Annotated in this window: 16 protein-coding genes and 1 tRNA gene; 11 read left to right on the forward strand and 6 right to left on the reverse strand. The window is 70.1% G+C overall.

Going from position 1 to position 20,721, the window contains the following annotated elements; translation table 11 throughout:
• Positions 1-318 precede the first annotated feature (318 nt).
• Positions 319-948 carry a DNA-directed RNA polymerase subunit beta gene (locus tag CLV49_RS01055; RefSeq protein WP_106561872.1) on the reverse strand — a complete coding sequence of 210 codons (630 nt, stop codon included), beginning with the start codon at positions 946-948 and terminating at the stop codon, positions 319-321.
• 126 nt (positions 949-1,074) lie between these two features.
• Between CLV49_RS01055 and CLV49_RS01060 the strand changes: the two genes are divergently transcribed.
• A tRNA-Lys gene (locus tag CLV49_RS01060) sits at positions 1,075-1,147 on the forward strand.
• Between the two features lie 185 nt (positions 1,148-1,332).
• Positions 1,333-2,493, forward strand: coding sequence for a glycosyltransferase (locus CLV49_RS01065; protein WP_106561873.1), 1,161 nt, complete (start codon positions 1,333-1,335; stop codon positions 2,491-2,493).
• A gap of 59 nt (positions 2,494-2,552) precedes the next feature.
• On the opposite strand, the gene CLV49_RS01070 is transcribed toward CLV49_RS01065, so the two are convergent.
• Positions 2,553-3,179, reverse strand: a complete 627-nt coding sequence (locus CLV49_RS01070) for a TetR/AcrR family transcriptional regulator (protein ID WP_106561874.1) — start codon at positions 3,177-3,179, stop codon at positions 2,553-2,555.
• A gap of 97 nt (positions 3,180-3,276) precedes the next feature.
• Here CLV49_RS01070 and CLV49_RS01075 point away from each other — a divergent pair, with 97 nt between their 5' ends.
• The 9 genes from CLV49_RS01075 (at position 3,277) to CLV49_RS01115 (ending at position 13,083) form a co-directional block, all read left to right on the forward strand.
• Complete coding sequence (locus CLV49_RS01075) at positions 3,277-4,773, forward strand: MFS transporter (RefSeq protein ID WP_106564806.1); 1,497 nt, start codon at positions 3,277-3,279, stop codon at positions 4,771-4,773.
• A 108-nt stretch (positions 4,774-4,881) separates the two neighbouring features.
• A complete protein-coding gene (locus CLV49_RS01080; RefSeq protein WP_106561875.1) occupies positions 4,882-5,688 on the forward strand; it encodes an ABC transporter ATP-binding protein in 807 nt (268 codons plus the stop codon).
• Entirely contained in the window at positions 5,670-7,244 is a 1,575-nt protein-coding gene (locus CLV49_RS01085) for a hypothetical protein (RefSeq protein ID WP_106561876.1), read from the forward strand. The genes CLV49_RS01080 and CLV49_RS01085 overlap by 19 nt, the downstream gene beginning before the upstream one ends.
• A gap of 98 nt (positions 7,245-7,342) precedes the next feature.
• The gene (locus CLV49_RS01090) at positions 7,343-8,257 is read left to right on the forward strand and encodes an MmpS family transport accessory protein (protein WP_106561877.1); all 915 of its coding nucleotides are present in this window, start codon (positions 7,343-7,345) and stop codon (positions 8,255-8,257) included.
• Positions 8,258-8,320: 63 nt separating this feature from the next.
• Positions 8,321-10,162 (forward strand): gamma-glutamyltransferase family protein, encoded by a 1,842-nt coding sequence (locus CLV49_RS01095; protein ID WP_106561878.1) that lies wholly within the window; start codon positions 8,321-8,323, stop codon positions 10,160-10,162.
• A 111-nt stretch (positions 10,163-10,273) separates the two neighbouring features.
• A complete protein-coding gene (locus tag CLV49_RS01100; RefSeq protein ID WP_106561879.1) occupies positions 10,274-10,933 on the forward strand; it encodes an SDR family oxidoreductase in 660 nt (219 codons plus the stop codon).
• 43 nt (positions 10,934-10,976) lie between these two features.
• Positions 10,977-11,204, forward strand: a complete 228-nt coding sequence (locus CLV49_RS01105) for an RNA-binding S4 domain-containing protein (RefSeq protein ID WP_106561880.1) — start codon at positions 10,977-10,979, stop codon at positions 11,202-11,204.
• A gap of 172 nt (positions 11,205-11,376) precedes the next feature.
• Complete coding sequence (locus CLV49_RS01110) at positions 11,377-11,805, forward strand: YciI family protein (RefSeq protein ID WP_106561881.1); 429 nt, start codon at positions 11,377-11,379, stop codon at positions 11,803-11,805.
• Between the two features lie 9 nt (positions 11,806-11,814).
• Positions 11,815-13,083 (forward strand): RNA polymerase sigma factor, encoded by a 1,269-nt coding sequence (locus CLV49_RS01115; RefSeq protein ID WP_106561882.1) that lies wholly within the window; start codon positions 11,815-11,817, stop codon positions 13,081-13,083.
• A 102-nt stretch (positions 13,084-13,185) separates the two neighbouring features.
• Here the strand turns inward: CLV49_RS01115 and CLV49_RS01120 are convergent, their stop codons facing one another.
• The 4 genes from CLV49_RS01120 to CLV49_RS01135 all read right to left on the reverse strand — a co-directional run bounded on the left by CLV49_RS01120 (position 13,186) and on the right by CLV49_RS01135 (position 20,648).
• On the reverse strand, positions 13,186-16,641 hold the full coding sequence (locus CLV49_RS01120; protein WP_106561883.1) for an error-prone DNA polymerase: 3,456 nt from the start codon (positions 16,639-16,641) through the stop codon (positions 13,186-13,188).
• Positions 16,641-18,272 (reverse strand): DNA polymerase Y family protein, encoded by a 1,632-nt coding sequence (locus CLV49_RS01125; RefSeq protein WP_106561884.1) that lies wholly within the window; start codon positions 18,270-18,272, stop codon positions 16,641-16,643. Before CLV49_RS01125 ends, CLV49_RS01120 begins: the two co-directional genes overlap by 1 nt.
• The gene (locus CLV49_RS01130) at positions 18,272-19,156 is read right to left on the reverse strand and encodes a hypothetical protein (RefSeq protein WP_106561885.1); all 885 of its coding nucleotides are present in this window, start codon (positions 19,154-19,156) and stop codon (positions 18,272-18,274) included. The genes CLV49_RS01125 and CLV49_RS01130 overlap by 1 nt, the downstream gene beginning before the upstream one ends.
• Positions 19,157-19,256: 100 nt before the next feature.
• Entirely contained in the window at positions 19,257-20,648 is a 1,392-nt protein-coding gene (locus CLV49_RS01135) for a serine hydrolase (protein ID WP_106561886.1), read from the reverse strand.
• Between the last annotated feature and the right edge of the window lie 73 nt (positions 20,649-20,721).

Here is a 20,721-nt window from a genome sequence, read left to right on the forward strand (position 1 = left end):
ACCCACTCGACGCGGCACCACCTCGAAAAGGGAACCAAAAAGGCCGGGCCGCAGAACGCCTCTCGGCGCGAGGCCGCACACCCACTCGACGCGGCACCACCTCGAAAAGGGAACCAAAAAGGCCGGGCCGCAGAACGCCTCTCGGCGCGAGGCCGCTCGGAGCGGCTAAATTTGGAGCCCGGGGTTACTGCGGCCCGGCCGTGTTCAAGTGTAGCCAACCTCCGGCGGGGTTCGTGCGCGGTCTGCGCTGAGCGAACACGTTTGACCGGAAACGGGCGATCGCGCTAGTGACGCCGGGTGTGGGCCTGGCGCTCGCGGTCAGTCGAGCGAGCCGGTACGCCACAGCCGACCGCACGACGTGAGCTCCGCGGCGAGCGTCGAGTACCGCAGGGCCCGGGTCGTGAGTTCGCTCGATCGAGAAGGCTCGGTGACGTCGAGGTCGTCGGCGACCGAGGCGCAGCCGATTCCTGCGACGCGGCAGTATGCGGCGGCACGGTCGAGGGCGATTGCGAAGTCGCCTTCGAAGATGCCGCGGAGGATCTCGTCGGCGAGCACCATGATCTCGTCCGGCCCCGTGGGGGCCTCCGCCCCGGCGACGACCGGGTCGATCGTCGTGGACAGGGTCACTCCGCGTTGGAAGTAGTAGCTCGCCGACACGGGATCCTGACGAATGAGGAGCCTCAGCAGGTAGATGCGCCAGAGGGCACCCGGCAGGCTGCGAGCGGGCGCCCGCGCCCACAGCTCGGCGATGGCGTCGATCCCGTTCTCGTCGGTGTAGGCGATGAGCCGCTCGACGACGTCGGCATCCGGGTCGGCGCGCACCCGCGCGAGGAGCGCTTGCGATGTCTCGTGCGCCACCCGACTCGTCTCGGCGGGGTCGGCACCACCCTGGAAGGCCTCGAAGACGGAGCTCGGGAACTTCGTCGGCTTGTGGAACTCCTCCGCCATGTCTCTCCCTCCGTCGCGTGCGCCTGGGATGCGCACCGTTCAACGCTACATCGCCCGTCGGAGCCCGGTACGCTCCCGCCGCGTCGTTCTCGTGAGAGCGGCGGTGACGGTAGATTGGGTGACCGCGGGCCTCTAGCTCAGTCGGTAGAGCAGCGGACTTTTAATCCGTAGGTCGTGGGTTCGAGCCCCACGGGGCCCACCGTTCACCGCTCACCTACCCCCACGAATTGGGGGGTGAGCCCCGCTCATATTTCGGTGGGTTGCGATTGCGAGGCTTCCTCACGTCCCGATAACCTGAGGGTTGTTCAGGAAACATCCCGTGCGCCCGGTCCGGCGTCACCGTCGCAACGATGATCGCCGTTGCCCTGCCTCAGGGAGACCCCCATGGATCTCACCATCATCATCCCCACGTTCAACGAAGCACCCAACGTCGCGGAGCTCGTCCGCCGCATCCAGCTCGCCGTGGCGGGAACCGACGCTGAGATCGTGTTCGTCGACGACTCGAACGACGACACGCCTCGCGTTATCGAGGAGGTGGCGGCTGCCGCCTCGATGCCCGTCCGCCTCCTGCACCGCGACGACCCGCAGGGCGGACTCAGCGGTGCGGTGCTCGAGGGCATGGCCATCGCCCAGTCCGACTGGTGCCTCGTGATGGACGGCGACCTGCAGCACCCGCCGGAGGTCATCCCCTCCCTCGTGGCCCGCGCACGCCGGGGCGGCGTGGACGTCGTCGTGGCCTCCCGCTACGTCGGCGACGGCACGGCACATGGCCTCGCGAACGGGATCCGCACCCTCGTCTCCCGCGCATCGACCCTCGTGACGAAGGCGATGTTCCCCATCCGCCTGCAGGACTGCACCGACCCGATGACCGGATTCTTCCTCGTGCACCGACCCTCGGTCGTGCCAGACGAGCTGCAGCCCCGCGGCTTCAAGATCCTTCTCGAACTGCTGGCCCGCCGCCCCTTCCGTGTCGCGGAGGTGCCGTTCGACTTCGCGCAGCGCTTCGGCGGCGAGTCGAAGGCGAGCCTCGTCCAGGGCTTCCGGTTCCTCATGCAGCTCGCCATGCTGCGCTTCGGCCGGATGTCCGGCTTCGCGCTCGTCGGCGGGCTCGGCGCGGTCGCGAACATCGCGATCGTCGCGCTCCTGTCCTCGTTCGGAATGTCCTATCTCGTCGCATCCGTCATCGCGGCCGAAGTCACGATCCTCGGCAACTTCGCCCTGCTCGAGCGCTTCGTCTTCTCGGACCTCCGCCAGGAGTCCGGTTCCATGTGGAAGCGACTCTGGAAGTCGTTCGCCTTCAACAACATCGAGTCGGCGATCCGCATCCCGATCGCCACGGCAGCGGTCTCGGCCGGCATCATGCACGGCACGGTCGCCACGACGGTCACCCTCGCTATCGCGTTCGTCGTGCGCTTCACGTTCCACTCGCTCGTGGTCTACGCACCCCAGCGCAAAGCCCGCGTGTCCGCGATCGCGAAGCCGGACACGGCCGCGACGGTCACCGTGCCCGCAACGGTGGCGGAGCCGGAGCGCCTCGCGAGCTGACCGTCCGCCGGGCCGTCAGCCGCACGCCTCACGACTCGGCGCCGCGGACGGGCGGAGCGTCAGGACGATGCTCGCGGCAGGCCGGCCGCCGGAAGGATGACGCCGTCGATGTTTCCGATGAGGAACTCCCGGTCGACGGGGCGGCCGAGCATGAGCACACGGTAGGCCGCCATCGCCGGGCCGATCATGCACAGCCGCTCGACGTCGCAGTCCGCATCGATCTCGCCGCGCTCGATGGCGCGGCGGAAGATGACCCGGTTCGCGGAAGCGCGCGGCTCCACGAGGGCGGCATGGGCCGCGGCGGCCATCTCGGGACTGCGCGCGATCATCGAGACGATCCCCGCCATGACCTTGAGCTTGCGGTCGGCGTCGCGGATCGTCGGGGCCTTGATCATGGCGATGAGGTCGCCACGCAGCGTGCCGGTGTCGGGAAGGGCGTCGAGGTCGACCTCGCTCGCCTTGAGGCACGCGACCGCATCGAGCACCAGCTCGGCCTTCGACGACCAGCGCCGGTACAGCGTGGCCTTTCCGGCCTTCGCCCGAGCGGCGACCATGTCGATGGTCATCCCGTCGTAGCCGGTCTCCGCCAGCACCTCGAGCGTCGAATCGAGGATCTCGGAATCTCTCGTGTGGTCGCGCTTCCGGCCGAGCTTCGGCTTCGTCTCGTCGAGGTCTGTCTGCGTCATCGCAGCGGCCTCCTTTCGTCGTTCTCCAGGTTACCGGTGGATTAATTCCAGAACGAGTTATATCCGGAACTCGATAGTACCGTATATAGTGATCCGCATGTCTGAAACCTCATCATCGACGGGTCGCCGTCGCTGGATCACGCTCGTCGTGGTCGGGCTCGCCCAGCTCATGGTCGTGCTCGATGCCACCGTCGTGAACATCGCCCTCCCCTCCGCCCAGCAGGACCTCGGCTTCTCGGACGGGGAACGCCAGTGGATCATCACGGCCTACTCCCTCGCGTTCGCGAGCCTCCTCCTGCTCGGCGGGCGCCTCTCCGACCTCATCGGCCGCAAGCGCACCTTCGTGATCGGGCTGGTCGGCTTCGCCATCGCCTCGGCCCTCGGCGGCGCGGCCACCTCCTTCGAACTCCTCGTCGCCGCCCGCGCCCTGCAGGGCGTGTTCGGCGCCCTGCTCGCCCCCACGGCCCTCGCCGTGCTCACCACCACCTTCGTCATCCCGAAGGAACGTGCGAGGGCGTTCGGCGTCTTCGGAGCGATCGCCGGCGCCGGCGGCGCCGTGGGGCTGCTCCTCGGAGGCTTCCTCACGGAAGCCCTCGACTGGCGCTGGAATCTCTACATCAACGTCTTCATCGCGGCCGTCGCCCTCGTCGGCGCCTTCCTCTTCGTCCCCAACATCACGCGCACGGGCCCGCGACCGAAGCTCGACGTCCCCGGCACGATCCTCGTCTCGGGAGCGCTCTTCGGACTCGTCTACGGGTTCTCGAACGCCGAGACCGACGGCTGGGACTCCCCGGCCACGTGGGGCATGCTCGCGGGAGCCGCCGTGCTCCTCGTCGCGTTCGTCGCGTGGCAGCGTCGAGCGGCGCACCCGCTCCTCCCCCTCTCGATCGTGCTCGACCGCAACCGCGGTGCCGCATACAGCTCGGTGCTGATCGCGGGAGCCGGCATGTTCGGCATCTTCCTCTTCGTGACCTACTACCTGCAGATCACGCTCGGCTACTCGCCCATCCAGACGGGGCTGTCGTTCCTTCCGATGATCGGAATGCTCGTACTCGCCGCCCAGCTCGGGACGAACATCTTCGTTCCCCGCTTCGGGCCGAAGGTCATGGTGCCCATCGGCATGACGCTCGGTGCGACCGGCATGATCCTCCTGACGTTCCTCGACGCATCGAGTTCGTACGCCGCGAACGTCCTCCCTGCCCTCATGGTGCTCGGCGCGGCGATGGGCACGATCATGCCGGCATCCATGCAGACGGCCACCCTCGGTGTCGATCGCCAGTTCGCCGGGGTCGCCTCGGCGATGGTGAACACGAGCCAGCAGGTGGGCGGATCGATCGGCACGGCGCTGCTCAACACCCTCGCCGCGACGGCGACGGCCGACTATCTCGTCGACCACCCGGTCGTGACCGAGACGATCGGCATCAACGCCGCCATCGCCGGATACCAGACCGCCTACTGGTGGGGCGCCGGCTTCTTCGCCCTCGGCGCTGTCATGTCGGCGATCGTCTTCCGTCGGCGGTCGCAGGGACTGTCGCTGTCACACGGCGCCGTCGCGACACCGGAGCGAGAGGCCACCCCGGTTCCCTCGGCCTGAGCACACGGCTGGGCGGGAGGCGAGTCCGCGGAGCGGGCTCGCCTCCCCCGTGGGGAGTCCGTCTCTCGGAGGAGGCGCGAGGACGGTTCGCTCCCTAGCCTTGAGGGCATGACCGAAGCCGAAGCCGATTCCGTCGTCCCCGTCCCTGCCCAGACGACCTCAGCACCCGCGTTGCGCATCGCCGGGCTGCGGAAGTCGTTCGGCGAGAAGATCGCCGTCGAACACCTCGACCTCACCGTCCCGTCCGGGTCCTTCTACGGCCTCGTCGGGCCGAACGGTGCAGGGAAGACGACGACCCTGTCCATGGCGACGGGGCTGCTCCGTCCGGATGCCGGCACGATCGAGATCCTCGGTACGGACGTGTGGCGCGAGAACGTCAAAGCGAAATCGCTCGTCGGTGTCCTGAGCGACGGCGTCGCCCTCTTCGATCGCCTCACCGGCGAGCAGCTCGTCACGTACCACGGCCTCCTCCACGGCATGGACAGGGAGACGGTCGCGCAGCGGACGGCCGACCTCCTCGACCTCCTGGACCTCCGAGAGGCCGGCGGAACCCTCGTGGTCGACTACTCGGCCGGCATGACGAAGAAGATCGCGCTCGCCTCCGCTCTCGTTCACGCTCCACGGCTCCTCGTCCTCGACGAGCCCTTCGAATCCGTCGACCCCGTATCCGCCGCGAACATCCGCGATCTGCTGGCCGGTTACGTGCGCGGCGGCGGCACCGTGATCGTGTCGAGCCATTCGATGGACCTCGTTCAGCGCATGTGCGACCACGTCGCCATCATCGGATCCGGACGCCTGCTCGCCGCCGGCACGACCGACGAGGTCCGCGCCGGCTCGACCCTCGAGGACCGATTCGTCGAGCTCGTGGGCGGCCGCCACACCGGGGAGGGACCGTCATGGTTGCACACCTCCTGAGCCTGCGTTATCGCCTCCTCCTCAACGGGTTCAAACGGAGCACCTGGTCCCTCGTCTCGGCGGTTATCGGCGTCGCCTACGGGCTCCTCATCCTCGTCGGCATCGTGGTCGGCATGATCGCCCTGTCGTTCACCGAGCCGGAGCTCGTGTGGGTCGTCTCCGTCCTCGCCGGGGGTGTCGCCGTCCTCGGATGGGTCGTCGCCCCCATCCTCCTGCGCGGATACGACAACTCCCTCAGCGTCGCGAAACTGCGCGTCTTCCCCATCCCGCCGCGACGTCTCCTCGTCGGACTCCTCGTCGTCGGGCTGCTCGGTGTTCCGGGGATCGTGACGGTCATCGCCGGACTGTCGACGACCCTCGGGTGGATCGGCGAGCCCGCAGCCGTCGCCGTCGCCCCCTTCGCCGCCCTCCTCGCCGTGCTCACGTGCGTCGTCGCTTCCCGGGCGTTCGAGTCGGTCGGAGCGTCCCTCGCCGCCGGTCGCCGCTATCGCGAGATCATGAGCGTCGTCGTGTTCATCCCCATCCTCCTGCTCGGTCCGATCATCGGTCTCGGAGGACCAGCCCTCGCGAACGCGTCGGCCGACCTGCCGGCGATCGCTCGCATCGTCTCCTGGACGCCCCTCGGCGCCGCCTGGTCCATCCCGGGAGACGTCGCGCTCGGTCGCCCGCTCGACGCCCTCGCCAAGGCGGCGATCGCGGTGGCGACACTCGTGGTCCTCGTGATCGCGTGGCGCCGCAGTCTCACGACCCTGCTCGCGACGCCGCCGCGGTCGGCGGCCGGTTCCGGCGGACGGAAGGGACTCGGCCCGTTCTCCTGGTACCCCGCGACACCGACAGGCGCCGTCGCCGCCCGCACCTCCGTGTACTGGCTGCGCGACCCGCGCTACGGCGGGTCACTCATCATGATCCCCGTCCTCGTCGTGATCGCCGTGTTCGTGGCGATCACCGGCTCCGACTGGTTCCTCGCCGCCCTCGGCCCGATCATCGCCGCGACCCTGGCGATCACCCTGTGCGCGGAAGTGGCCTACGACGGCACGGCGTTCGCCTCCCACCTCTCGACGGGGGTGAGCGGCGCAGCGGACCGCGCGGGTCGTGTCATCACTCTCGCCATCATCTCCGTGCCCCTCGTGCTGCTCAGCACGATCGCGCCGCTCGTGGTGCTCGGTCGTGCCGAACAGATCCCGGCGATCCTCGGTATCGGTCTCGGTCTCCTCCTCACCGGATTCGGGGTGTCGAGCGTCGCGTCTGCGCGATTCCTCATGCCGGTGCCGGCCGCCGGCGAGAGTCCGTTCAAGACCCCACCCGGGTCCACGTTCAGTGCCCAGCTCGGCATGTACGCCGCGTGGCTGATCGTCTTCGCCCTGGCCATCCCCGAGCTGGCGCTCGGGATCGCCGCGATCGTCACCGGCAGTATCGTCCTCGGTGTCGTCGCACTCGCGGTGGGCGTCTCCCTCGGTCTCGTCCTCATGATCGTCGGCATCCGGCGCGGCGGCGCGCTGCTCGAACGGCGTGGGCCGGAACTGCTCGCGAGCCTCATGCGTGCTCGCGGCGCCTGAACCGCCCCTGACGTCCTCGGACGTCGTGGATCCCCGGTGTGATCCCTCCGGTGCGGCGCGCACATGCGACTGTCGGGGGCATCTGGAAGACTCGAGTCATGTCCTCGCCGAACGACCCCTCCGACCAGAACCCGCAGACTCCTGAGAACGGCGGTTTCGTATCCCCTGGTGGGCCGACCGGTGCGTCCACCCCGCCTCCGGCGGCGTCGCCATACGGCCAGCAGCCGCCGGGGGCGCAGCAATACGGCGGCCAGCAGTACGGCGGGCAGCAGTACGGCGGCCCGCAGGGGTACCAGCCCGGCGGAACTCCGCCGACGTACGGTAGCGGGCAGCCGCCCTACGGTGCGGCGTCCGGCGGGAACGGCGAACCTCCGCGCAGCAATACGTTCGGGCTCGTCGGCCTCATCATCGGCGGCGTCTCCCTCATCCTGGCGTTCGTCCCGATCATCAATTACGTGAGCTGGATTCTCGCCCTCGTGGGCCTGGCGCTCGGCATCGTGGGGCTCGTCCTCAAGAACCGCAAACGTGGGCTCGCGATCGCCGGTGTCATCACATCGATCATCGGCCTGGTCCTGTCGATCGTGCTCGCCATCGTCTACACGGTCGGCTTCGTGGGCTCCGTCGCCACGGGCATCTCCGACAATGCGCCCGACGTCTCCAGCGCACCGTCTGACGGGGCGACGATCGACCCCGATGCACGCGATGTCGACGTCGTGTACGAGGTGTCGGGCGACGGCACCGATGTGACGATCGTCTACCTCTCCGTCACGGCGGGCGACTCGGGCACGGACATCGAGACACTCACAGCTCAGTCGCTGCCGTGGACTCAGGAGCTCGACGCGACCGTGGGCGGGGAGTATGACTACACGGCGTTCAACGTGACCGCGACGAATGGCGCAGAAGACACCGGCGAGATCTCCTGCAGCATCACCGTGGACGGGGAGATCGTGGCCGAGGACACCGCCGACGGAGCCTTCGGCATCGTGTCCTGCATGTCGAGCGACGTCGGCTGATCCCGCCGCACCGCCCCAGCCCCTCCCCTCGATCACCCTCCGCACGGAAGTAGCCACCACCACATGACCGCACCAGGCGCCGACGCCTTCACGACCCGTCCCACCCTTCGCGGCAACTTCGGGATGGTGGCATCGACGCACTGGCTCGCCACCGCCGCCGGCCAGTCCACGCTGGAGCGCGGGGGCAACGCGATCGACGCCGCCGTCGCCGCAGGATTCGTCCTCCACCTCGTGGAGCCACACCTCAACGGGCCGGGCGGCGACATGAACGCCATCGTGTCCCTGCCGACGGAATCCGCGCCGCACGTGGTCGTCGGGCAGGGCCCCGCGCCGGCCGCGGCCACGATCGATCATTACCTCTCCGAGGGCCTCAGTGAGGTGCCGGGAGCCGGAGCCCTGGCCGCGGCCGTACCCGGCTCCGTGATGGCGTGGTTCCGCCTGCTCGAGGACCACGGCACGCTGGAGCTGGCCGACGTGCTCTCCTACGCCGTACATTACGCACGGACGGGCCACGCGATCGGAGCGACGGCCGCCCGCACGATCGACCGCATGGCCGGGCACTTCTCGGAGCATTGGGCGGGATCCGCGGCGCTGTGGATGCCCGAGGGCCGCGCACCTCGCGCCGGCGACATCATCACCTACCCGGCGTGGGCCGACGTGCTCGAACGGCTCATCGCCGCGGGCGCCGCCGAGTCGACGCGGGAGGGCCGCATCCAGGCCGCTCGACACGAATGGTCACACGGCTTCGTCGCCGAGGCGATCGAACGCTTCGTCGCCACGCCCCACCGTCACTCCAGCGGAACCGACCACCGAGGCGTCCTCGCCCTCGCGGACCTCGCCGACTTCGACGCGTCGTACGAGGACGCCACGGTGTTCCGTTTCCGTGGCGTCGACATCGCGAAGACCGGGCCGTGGGCGCAAGGGCCCGTGCTCCTTCAGGCCCTCGCGATCCTCGACGGGTTCTCCGACGACCGGATCGACCCCGATACCGCCGAGGGCATCCACACCATCGCGGAGGCCCTCAAGCTCGCCCTCGCCGACCGGGACGCCTGGTACGGCGACCCAGAAGACGCGTCCGACGTGCCCCTCGACGAGCTCCTGTCGGCCGAGTACGCGGCGGCGCGGCGCGCGCTCATCGAACCGGTGGCGTCGCATGAGCTCCGGGCCGGATCACTCCCCGGACGGACCGCGTGGACGGCCCCCTCGTCCGCCACCCCGCCAGCGGGAGGACGATCGGCGGCCACCGGAGAGCCCACCGTGGGATCCGCACGTGCCGACGACGCCATCACCCCGGACGAGGACGCCTCCGGGTACACGCGCGGAGACACCTGCCACGTCGACGTCGTCGATCGGTGGGGCTCCCTCGTCTCCGCGACGCCGTCGGGCGGGTGGCTCCAGTCGTCGCCGACGATCCCCGAGCTGGGGTTCTGCCTCGGTACCCGGCTGCAGATGACCTGGCTCGACCCGGCATCACCCTCTGCGCTCACTCCCGGGCGCCGCCCGCGCTCGACGCTGTCGCCGACCATACTCGTGCGCGACGGCGTCACCGTCGAGGCGCTCGGCACACCGGGCGGTGACCAGCAGGACCAGTGGCAGCTCCTGTACCTCCTGCGAACGATCGTGTTCGGCTACACGCCGCAGCAGGCGATCGATGCCCCGGCGTTCCACACGACCTCGCACGTGAGTTCGTTCTGGCCCCGCATCTGGGAACCCGGCGGCCTCGTGGTGGAAGACCGTGTGGGAGAGGGGACGATCGCGGAACTCCGGTCCCGCGGTCACGTGGTCTCCCGGGCCGGGGACTGGTCGCTCGGCCGCCTCTCGAGTGTTCGGCGAGACCCGGCCACGGGCGAGCTCTCCGCGGCGGCCAACCCCCGCGGTCTGCAGGGATATGCCGCAGGGCGCTGACGCCGGCGGTCGCTGACGCCGACGGGGACCCCGCTGGATCGGGTCCTCCCACACCACGGGAGGCATCGCGACCCCCGGCGGTCGTCGATGTGTGCGACGTAGGATCGCGCCATGGCTACCATCGCAATCGCGGGAGGGCACGGCAAGATCGCTCTGCTCCTCTCGCGCACCCTGTCCAGCGCCGGTCACGACGTCCGCGGCATCGTCCGCAACCCGGACCAACGGGCTGATCTCGCCGCGCACGGCGCTCTGAGCATCGTCCTCGACCTCGAGTCCACGGACGTCGACACCCTCGCGACCGAGCTCGACGGCGTCGACGCCGTCGTGTTCGCCGCGGGGGCCGGCCCGGGAAGCACGGCCGACCGCAAGCTCACCGTCGACCGCGACGCCGCCGTGCTCCTCGGACGGGCCGCCGTCGCCGCGGGCGTCCGTCGTTACGTCCTCATCTCGTCCATCGGCGTCTCCTCACCTCCGCCCGAGGGCACGGATGAGGTGTTCCGCGTCTACCTCGAGGCCAAGAAGGCGGCGGAGGAGGGCGTGCGCGAGCTCCCCCTCGACTGGACGATCATCCGGCCGGGCTCCCTCACCGACGACGAGCCGACCGGAACGGTGACGCTCACGCCGGAGGACACGCGCGGGGACATCTCCCGCGGGGACGTGGCGATCGTCATCGCGGCTCTGCTCGAGCGAGACGACCTCGCCGGCGTCACCTTCACGGCGCTGTCGGGCTCGACCGAGGTCGAGGACGCGCTCGACGCCCTCGTCTCGTGATCGTGTACGCATCGATCGTGGCGCCTGCGGCCGGAACAGCGGGATGAGGAACCCCGGCCCGGTCGACGACGTCTCCATCGGTAGCGACGTCATCCGCCTCGGACAGTTCCTGAAGTTCTCGGGCCTGCTCGACTCGGGAGGCGACGCGAAGGCCGTCATCGCCGACGGCGAGGTCCGCGTCAACGGCGAGCGGGAGTTCCGACGAGGACGCCAGTTGGTCGACGGAGACCTCGTCACGTTCGGCGGACGGTCGGTTCGCGTCCGCCCCTGAAGGCGCCAGTCCGACTCATGCGTTCCGGGCGTCAGGCGGTCGCCGACACGTCTTTGGGACGCCCGCAGGAACTGTTGCGAGAAAGTTCCGCTGACGTGTCGATCCTCCTCCAGTACGTTCGACGCAGAGGTGAGGACATCACATCGGGTCCGAACCGACGAAGGAGAACATCATGAAGTACATGCTCATCATGCGGTCGAACGACGAGGCCGTCGAGGCGTACAACGAGATCCCGTTCGAGCAGGTCATCGAACAGATGGGACGCTACAACGAGTCACTCATCAACGCCGGTGTCATGGCCGCGGGCGAAGGGCTGACGGATGCCTCGGAGGGTGTCGTCGTCGACTTCTCCTCGCAGCCGCCGACGGTGACGGACGGCCCGTACGGGGAGACGAAAGAGCTGTTCAACGGGTTCTGGATCCTGCAGGTGTCGAGCCGCGAGGAAGCGATCGAATGGGCGAGCCGCTGCCCGCTCAGTCCCGGATCGAAGCTCGAGGTGCGCCGAGTCACCGAGCTCTCCGACTTCCCGCAGGACAACGAGTGGATCCAGAAGGAAGCCGAGTGGATCGCCGACGCCGAGCGTGCGAAGGCCGACGAGTAGGTCCAGCGGATGGACGACCCGGTAGCCGCGTCCGCCGAGGCGGTACGACGGAGGGTGGCGGCGGTGTGGCGGATCGAGTCCGCGCGCATCGTCGCCACCCTGGCCCGGTACGTCGGTGACGTCGGCCTCGCGGAGGATCTCGCTCAGGAAGCCGTGGTCGATGCGTTGCGCCAGTGGCCTCGCGACGGAGTCCCCGCGTCTCCCGGCGCATGGCTGACTGCCGTCGCGAAGAGGAAGGCGATCGACGGATGGAGGAGACGTGAACGACTGGACGAACGGTACGCGGCCATGGCCCACGACCTCGACACGCGCACCGACCCGAACGCCCCGCCCTGGGACCCCGACACGATCGACGACGACGTGTTGCGCCTCGTCTTCATCTCGTGCCACCCCGTGCTCGCACGGGATGCCCAGGTGGCCCTCACCCTTCGCGTGGTCGGCGGTCTCAGCACCGAGGAGATCGCCCGCGCGTTCCTCGTGCCCACGGCGACGGTGCAGCAGCGCATCGTCCGTGCGAAGAAGACGCTGAGCGCCGCGCACGTGCCGTTCGAGGTCCCCGCGCGCGAGGAGCTGCCCGATCGGCTCGCCTCGGTGTTCGGGGTGCTGTACCTGATCTTCAACGAGGGATACGCGGCGAGCGCCGGCGACGAGTGGATGCGGCCGGAGCTGTCCCTCGAAGCCCTGCGGCTCGCTCGGTCCCTCTCCCGCCTCGTCCCTCGAGAGCCGGAGGTGCACGGTCTCGTCGCGCTCTTCGAGTTCCAAGCGTCGAGGTTCGGAGCCCGGACCACGGAGGACGGCGAGCCCGTCCTCCTCCCCGATCAGGATCGGACGCGATGGGACCGCACACTCATCGCGCGCGGCACAGCGGCTCTCGCACGACAGGACGCCCTCGGTCGTGGACGCGGCTACTACGGGTTGCAGGCCGGGATCGCCGAATGCCACGCCACCGCCGCCCGTGCCGCCGACACGGACTGGGAGCGGATCGTCCTCCTGTACGAGGCGCTCGGGAGGCTCGCGCCGTCCCCGGTCATCGATCTGAACCGCGCGGTGGCCGTGTCGATGTCCGAGGGTCCGGCGACGGCGCTCCGCATCGTCGACGAGCTCGTGGCGTCCGGTCGCCTGTCGGGGTACCACCTGCTGCCGAGCGTGCGCGGCGAGCTTCTCGACCGACTCGGGCGCGCTGCCGAGGCTCGGGAAGAGCTGCAGATGGCTGCACGGCTCACGAGGAATGAGCGCGAGCGAGCCGTGCTGCTGCGGAAGGCCGATGCGCTGACCTGATCTCCCTGGTCGGGCCGATCATGGATGGCGGTCGAGGGCGACAGATCCGCGTCGAGGGCGCCACATACATCTGGCGCCCTCGCTCGGGAGTAGCCCTGTGGGTTATTGGAAGTTGCGGGAGGTGGTTTTGGCGGACATGGTGAGCCACTCCATGCGGTCGGCCACGACGTTGATGACGCCGTCGGGCGACCGCTCGAGCACGCCCCGGACGATCATCGCCGGAGCCTCGCGAGCGACCCGACGATAGCGCCCCCACACGCCGACACTGCACACGATGTTGACGAGCCCCGTCTCGTCCTCGAGGTTCATGAAGGTGATCCCACTCGCGGTCGCGGGACGCTGCCGATGCGTCACGACGCCGGCCACCTCGATCCGCCTGCCCGACTCCGCCGTACGGAGCGCTTCGACGGCGAGGACACCGCGGTCGTCGAGGGGAGGACGCAGGTGTCGCATCGGGTGGTCGTCCGGCGAGATGCCCGTCGACCACAGGTCGGCGATGAGCCGCTCGGCGTCCGACATCAAACCGAAGAGCGGGGGTTGCACCGTGATCTGGGTGCCTGCGAGCTGATCCGGACGTTCGGCCGCCGCGTGCGCCGCGCCCCACATCGACGAGCGCCGGGACTCCCCCAGACCCTCGAACGCACCGGCCGCTGCGAGCGCCTCCAGCTGCGGCGTCGTCAGCCCCACCCGGCGCGCGAGATCCGACATGTCGGCATAGGCGCCGCCGCGGTCGCGTTCGGCGACGATCTGCTCCGCCTTGCGTGTGCCGATCGAGCCCACCTCGGCGAGCCCGAGCCGGACGGCGTGGTTCCCGTCACGACGATGATCGCGCGTATCGAAGGGGGCGTCCCGATCGAAGAGGCCGACCGGAGGCTGCTCGCCGCACACGCACGAGTCGGGACCCGTGCCCCCCGTCTCCGATCCCATCGTCTCGAGGCCGGCCTCCACACCCGAGAGGAGGATGTCCGGACGGAGCACCGTCACGCCGTGGGCGCGCGCATCGGCCACGAGGCTCTGCGGCGAGTAGAAGCCCATCGGCTGCGCGCGCAGCAGGGCGGCGAGGAAGGCCGCAGGGTAGTGCAGCCGCATCCATGCGCTCGCGTACACGAGCAGCGCGAAGCTGATCGAATGGCTCTCCGCGAAGCCGAAGTTCGCGAACGCCTGGATCTTCGCGTAGATCGTGTCGGCGTCCTCTCCGACGATGCCGTTGCCCGCCATGCCCGCGTAGAGCTTCTCCCGCAGCGTCTCGATCTTCTCCTGCCCGCGTTTCGACCCCATGGCCCGGCGCAGCAGGTCGGCGTCCTCCCCCGTGCAGCCGCCGACGGTCATCGCCATCTGCATGAGCTGCTCCTGGAAGAGCGGGACCCCGAGGGTGCGCTCGAGCACCGGTTCGAGCGACGGATGCAGGTAGGAGACGTCCTCCTCCCCCGTGCGGCGCCGGATGTACGGGTGCACGGCCCCACCCTGGATCGGGCCGGGGCGCACGAGCGCCACCTCGATCACGAGGTCGTAGAAGCGTCGGGGGCGCAGCCTCGGGAGCGTGCCCATCTGCGCCCGGCTCTCCACCTGGAACACCCCGATGGAGTCGGCGTGGCACAACTGGTCGTAGACGCCCTTCTCCTCCTTCGGCATCGTCTGCAGATCCCAGCGCTCCCCGCAATGCTCGTCGGCGAGGTCGAAGGAGTACTGGAGGGCTGCGAGCATCCCGAGGCCGAGGAGGTCGAACTTCACGAGCCCCATCCATGCGCAGTCGTCCTTGTCCCACTGCAGCACCGTGCGCTTCTCCATGCGGGCGTTCTCGATGGGGCACACCTCGCCGACGGGGCGATCGGTGAGGACCATTCCGCCCGAGTGGATGCCGAGGTGTCGAGGAAACCCGAGCACCTCCTGGGCGAGGTCGATCACGGCGTCGGGGATGTCGTGATCCTCCGTGGAGGTGAGAGCGCCCCACCGCTCCACCTGCCGGGACCACGCGTCCTGCTGGCCGGGGCTGTGCCCGAGCGCCTTCGCCATGTCGCGCACGGCGCCCTTCGGTCGGTAGGTGATGACGTTCGCGACCTGGGCGGCGTTGAAGCGACCGTACTTCTCGTAGACGTACTGGATGACCTCCTCCCGCCGGTCGGAGTCGAAGTCCACGTCGATGTCGGGCTCCTCGTCGCGCATGCTCGAGAGGAAGCGCTCGAAGGGCAGCCCGTAGCGGATCGAGTCGACCGCCGTGATGTCGATGAGGTAGCAGACCGCCGAGTTCGCCGCGGAGCCCCGGCCCTGGCAGAGGATGCCGCGCTTCCGGGCGAACTGCACGATGTCGTGGACGATGAGGAAGTACCCGGGGAAGTCCTTCTCCTCGATCACCTGCAGCTCGCGCTCGATGCGGACGCGCTTCGCCTCGTCCATACCCGGGTAGAGCCGCTCGGCCCCGCGCCACGTGAGCTCGCGCAACCAGCTCATGGGGGTGTGCCCCTCGGGCACGTCCTGCTTCGGGAGGCCGGGCTTGAGGCTCCTCAACCGGAAGCCGAGTTCCTCCGCGTAGTCGACGGTGCGCTCCACGGCACCGGGGTAGCGCGCGAACCGGGCGGCCATCTCCGCGCCGCTCCGCAGATGGGCCGTCGGGGCCGCCGGCAGCCACCCGTCCAGCTCGTCGAGGCTGCGGCGTGCCCTGACGGCGGCGAGAGCCGTGGCCACCGGGAAGTCCTGCGGGGTCGCGTAGTGCACGTTCCCTGTCGCGACCACGGGGAGGTCCAACCGCGCGGCGACGAGGGCGAGGGCGTCGTTCGCCGCGCTATCGCCCGGGTTCCCGTGATCGATGAGTTCGACCGCCACGTTCTCGCGACCGAAACGATCGAGCAGCAGCCGCACCTCGCGGTCGGCCGCGTCGGGTCCCTCACGATCGAGGGCGTGGCGGACGGCGCCCTTCCGGCATCCCGTGAGGATCTGCCACGTGCCGTCGGCTGCCGACGCTAGGTCGTCGAGGTCGTAGAGGGGCCGCCCCTTCTCCGCGCCGGCCGAGAGCTGCGCCGATGTGATGGCCGCAGCGAGGCGGTGATACCCCTCCTGCCCACGCGCGAGCACGAGGAGGTGACGCCCCTCGGGATCGGGCATGCCGTTCTGCGGGCCGCTCAGCCCGAGGGAGAGCTCCGCCCCGAAGACGGTGCCGAGCTCGGGCGCATCCGCCCCCTCCGCCGGACCGTCGAGGTGTGAGCGGGCCGCGTTGTGCGCGTCGGCCGCCTCCGCGAGGCGCACCACACCGTAGAGGCCGTCGTGGTCGGTGAGGGCGATCGCGTCGAGACCCTGACGCGCCGCCTCCTCGACGAGCCTCTCCGGCGGCGATGCGCCGTCGAGGAAACTGAACGTGGAGTGTGCGTGGAGCTCGGCGTAGGGGATGCGCGGGCCGACCCTCTCGAGGGGGCGAGGCTCGTCCGGCACGTACGGCGAGCGCTTCCGCGACCACGCCGGGGCGTCGCCGCCGTCCGCGCCGACGGGAGGGGCACCCGGCCGTCTGCGGTCGGAGAGCTGCTTCTCGAACTCCGACCACGGGATCGGAGGGTTGCTGTAGCCCATCAGTCGTACACCGCCTCGGCCCACCAGCGGTGGGCGGCGAGGACGAGCAACCAGGCTCTTCCCGTCTCGTCGACGAGCTGCACCCTCTGCAGGCTGCGGGCTGCCGAGTCCCACCAGCGTTCAGAGACGGGCCACGGTCCGGCCCACGCACTCACGGGAGAGGTGCGCTCTGGCCGCTCCCCCACGCCGAAGCGGGCGGGAGGAGTCGTGAACGCGCCGCGGTCGTCGACGTCGACGGAACGTCCGTCAGGACCCATGACCTGGACGGGGCGCGGTTCCGGGAAGACGATGCTCGGCGCGGGACCGGGGATCGCTCCAGGCCATGGCAGGGTAGCCGACTCCTCGACGGCCTTGTCCCCTCCCGGTGGTCGGTCTCCCCACGGCACGAGTACCTGCCGCTGCCCCGGCATCCGACCACCCGTGACCCGCGCGGTGAGGACCCCCTCGTGCCCCACCATGCTCTGCACGCGCGACAAGCCGTGGTGCACCCGTTCGTCGGTGCCGCTGCCCCAGAGGCCCTGCTCGTGACGCGACATCGCGTCGACGCTCTCGGGCTCCACCCGGATGCGCTCGACGGCCGCCTCGAGCCCCTCCGTACGACCGTTGCCCTGGATCTGCCAGCGGACGCGATCGACGATGTCGGACGCTGTGAACCAGCGCGGGTGCAGCCACGACCGCTCCCGGACACCGACGTCCTCGATGCCGATCTCGACGCGGATGGCCGTGGCGACGAGCGACGCTGAACGCAGCCGGCCGACGATGTCGTCGGCCATCTGCCGGAAGGCGAAGGCGATCTGGTCGACGCGGTCGAGCGCGGTCTCGAAGACGACCTCGCCTCCGAGATCGGGTGGCGGCGTGCGGGCATCCACGTCGCGCGGATCGAGGCCTCTCGCGAGGAGGTGCAGCCGCTCGCCCTCCTCCCCGAACCGGTCGCGCACGTCGACGGCGTCGAGGGCCGCGAAGTGCTCGAGCGTCACGACACCGAGCCGGCGGAGCACCGTGGTGAGCTCCGGGCGGTCGAAGATGGACAGCGGCAGAGGCGCGAGGAACGCGCGAGCACCGCCGGGCTGGACCACGCGGATCGCGTCCTCCGGCCCCCGCATCCGGGCCTTCGCGAGCTGCTCGGCGGCGAAGAGGGTGTCGGCGATGCCCACCCGGGCGATGACACCGGGGGGCGCTGGCTCCTCTCCGGCCGTCGGGTGCGCGTCCGCGACCACGGCCAGCACGGCCGTAGCGGCTTCGGCCTCGCCCCCGTAATAGCGGCTCGGCCCGCGCGCCTTCACCGCGAGGGTGCCGGGGCGGATGAGCTGGGCCCCTGGCACGATCGCCTCGACGGCCGCGATCACCGGTTCGAACGCGCGGTGGTCGAGATCGGCGTCGTACGGCATCACTGTGAGGGCCGGGCAGCGCGCTTGCGCCTCGCGCACCCGCAGGCCGCGCGCGACGCCCTCACGGCGGGCAGCGGCCGAACACGCGAAGACCAGACCCTTCACGACGAGAGCGAGAGGGGCGGACGGCGGCAGCCCCGCGGCGACGGCCGCGGCGATCACCGGCCAGTCGGGGCACCACAGCAAAAGGACACGCGGTGGCGCTGTGGCCGGGACGACCCCCGCAGATCCGCGGCGCGCCATCAGGCCACCTCCACGGGGTGAAGGTGACGCACGGGAGGTCTCGTGGTCTGGTCGCGCTCGTGCTCGTGCTCGTCGAGGTGGTGAAGCGAGCCGGGACGGCCGGACTCCGCGACGGGGTCGACCGCGCTCACCGCCGCTCGTGCGTCGGGCAGCCACAGCGTGGTGCTGACCGGACGGCCAGCCCCACGGATCTCGGAGGTGACGGTGACCTGTCGCGCGGCGAGGTGCCCGTGGCCCTGTCCGAGGCCCTCCCACGACGCGCTCGAGACGCGCAGCGTCGCCTCGCTCTGCGGCCAGTCGCCGAGCACCACGAGAGCGGCGCCGCGCTGACGGAGGCGGGCCGAGAGCCGAGCGAGGTCACCGGGGTTCACCCGGCCGGGCGATCGGGTGAGCACGACCGTGACGACGTCGGCCATCGCGGCGGTGACGCCGAGCCACTGCTCCCCCGGCTCCGGCACGAGGACGAGACGCTCGAGGTCGATGCCGAGCTTCGCCGCTGCCTCGGCCCCGAAGGACGGTACTCCGACGACGGCGCACCACGACCCCGCAGCGCTCGGTCCGGCGAGCATCGCCATCGCGAGGAACGACGAGCGATGCACCGAGTAGCTCGAGCCCGCCCGCAACGCGCCCCCGGGCAGGAGCGGGGTGAGCGCCGGCACGGTGGGGAGCGCCCGGCTGTCGAGCGTCGTCTCCTGCATCCCCCGGATGCGCGCCTGGAGCTCGAGGATGCGGTCGAGCGACGCCCGCGCGTCGGCGACGGCACCGCTCTCCCCGCCGAAGGCAGCGCCTCCTCCCCCGCCGACGGCGACGCCCTCGCCCCCGCCGAAGGCAGAGTCAGGGGTGGACTCCATACTGGAGTCGAGAGAGATCACCGCCTGCGCCATGGGTTAAACATTCGAACACATGTTCGAATAAGTCAATCCGGTTGCGGCGCGTCGCGAACTCGAATCCCTCGCCGCCGAGGCGGCCTCCGGCGCGCCCCGATCAGTCGGCGAGCAGCGTCAACGCGTCCTCCGCCTGGCCGAAGTAGAGCGACTGGTCGACGAGCGCCGCCGGGTCCTCCGTCGATGACTGGATAGTGATCACGAAGGCCTCATCTCCCTTCTCGACGTACCAGCTGCCCGCCAGCACACCCACGGAACTCCCACCCTTGAAGGCCACGTAGTCCCAGCCCTCCACCGTCGACGGCGAGAACCCGGGGTTCGCCGAGAGGATGTCGCGCACCGGCTCGCCGGCCGTCGTCGTCGCGAGCTCCTGGAGGGCGAGGTGCGCCGCGACGAGGTCGTCCGGAGTGGCGAACCAGTCGATCCCGTCCACCCAGACCGCGTCCACCAGGTCAGACGCCTTCACATCGACGAGGCCGCCGGGCAGACCATCGAGCAGCGCGCGACGCTCCTCGGTGTCGCCGTCCCTCCACTGGTCACGCAGCGCGTCGTCGCCCCAGCCGATCTGGAACAAGGCACGAGTGGAGGGGAACGGGGTGTTGAGCGAGGGATCGGAATGCCCCATGTCGGCGAGAGCGGCCTCCACGGCCTCCCGACCGACGGCGTTCATGAGCATGTCCGTCGCGGTGTTGTCGCTGATCGCGATCATCTTCTCGGCCGCCTCCTGGACCGTGACGGTCGTGCCGCTCTCCTCGTCCTGCAGCTCACCAGACGGCAGGCTCTTGAGGTCGTCGGTGATCTCGAGCGGATCGTCCCAGGCGAGGCGACCGTCCTCGACCGCCGTCACGACGGCACCGAGGACGTAGAGCTTGAAGATCGAGCCGAGCGGCTGCGGACCGTCGTCGCCCGCGGTGAACACGGTCTCACCGACCTCGCCTCCGGACACCTCGGTGACCTGCAGGCTCGTCGGCGCATCGAGGGCCCCGACGTTCTCCTCGAGCTCGTCCCAGCCCGCCGCGGGCGTGCGTTCGGCCGGTGTCGGCGTGAAGAGGAGTCCGGAGAGCAGCCCGTCGCCGTCGACGGAGGCCTGGACGTCGAGCGACCCTTGGCTCTCGCTCACGATCGTCGCGGAGGCCTGTGTGTCGGTGCCCTCGTAGGCGGTCGGCGTCCACGGTTTCCCGGCACCCAGCTGCCCGATGATGTCGACGATCTGATCGCCCGACACGGCCGCGAGCATGTCGGCGTCGAGCCGCTCCTCGACATCCGCGGCCGTGGGCTCGATCTTCCCGTTGAGCGCGTCGAGCGTCCAGGTGATGTGCTCACCGACGACGGTGTCGGGAATCGAGACCATCGTCGGCGTCGATGTGGCCTCGGCGTCGCCCGGAACTCCGCACGCGGAGAGGAGGAGGGCGGTCGCCGCGGCGAGCGCCCCGGCGACGGTACGGGCCCTCCGGGGTCGGCGATCGGTCGGACGAGAGGGTGCGATGCTCATACCCCCATCGCATCACTCGAGACCCAGCCGGCGCGTCCCTCGACCGACGGAGATCCCCCTCCGCCGAGGTGCG

It is taken from the genome of Labedella gwakjiensis, from assembly GCF_003014675.1.
Classification (GTDB): Bacteria; Actinomycetota; Actinomycetes; order Actinomycetales; family Microbacteriaceae; genus Labedella; species Labedella gwakjiensis.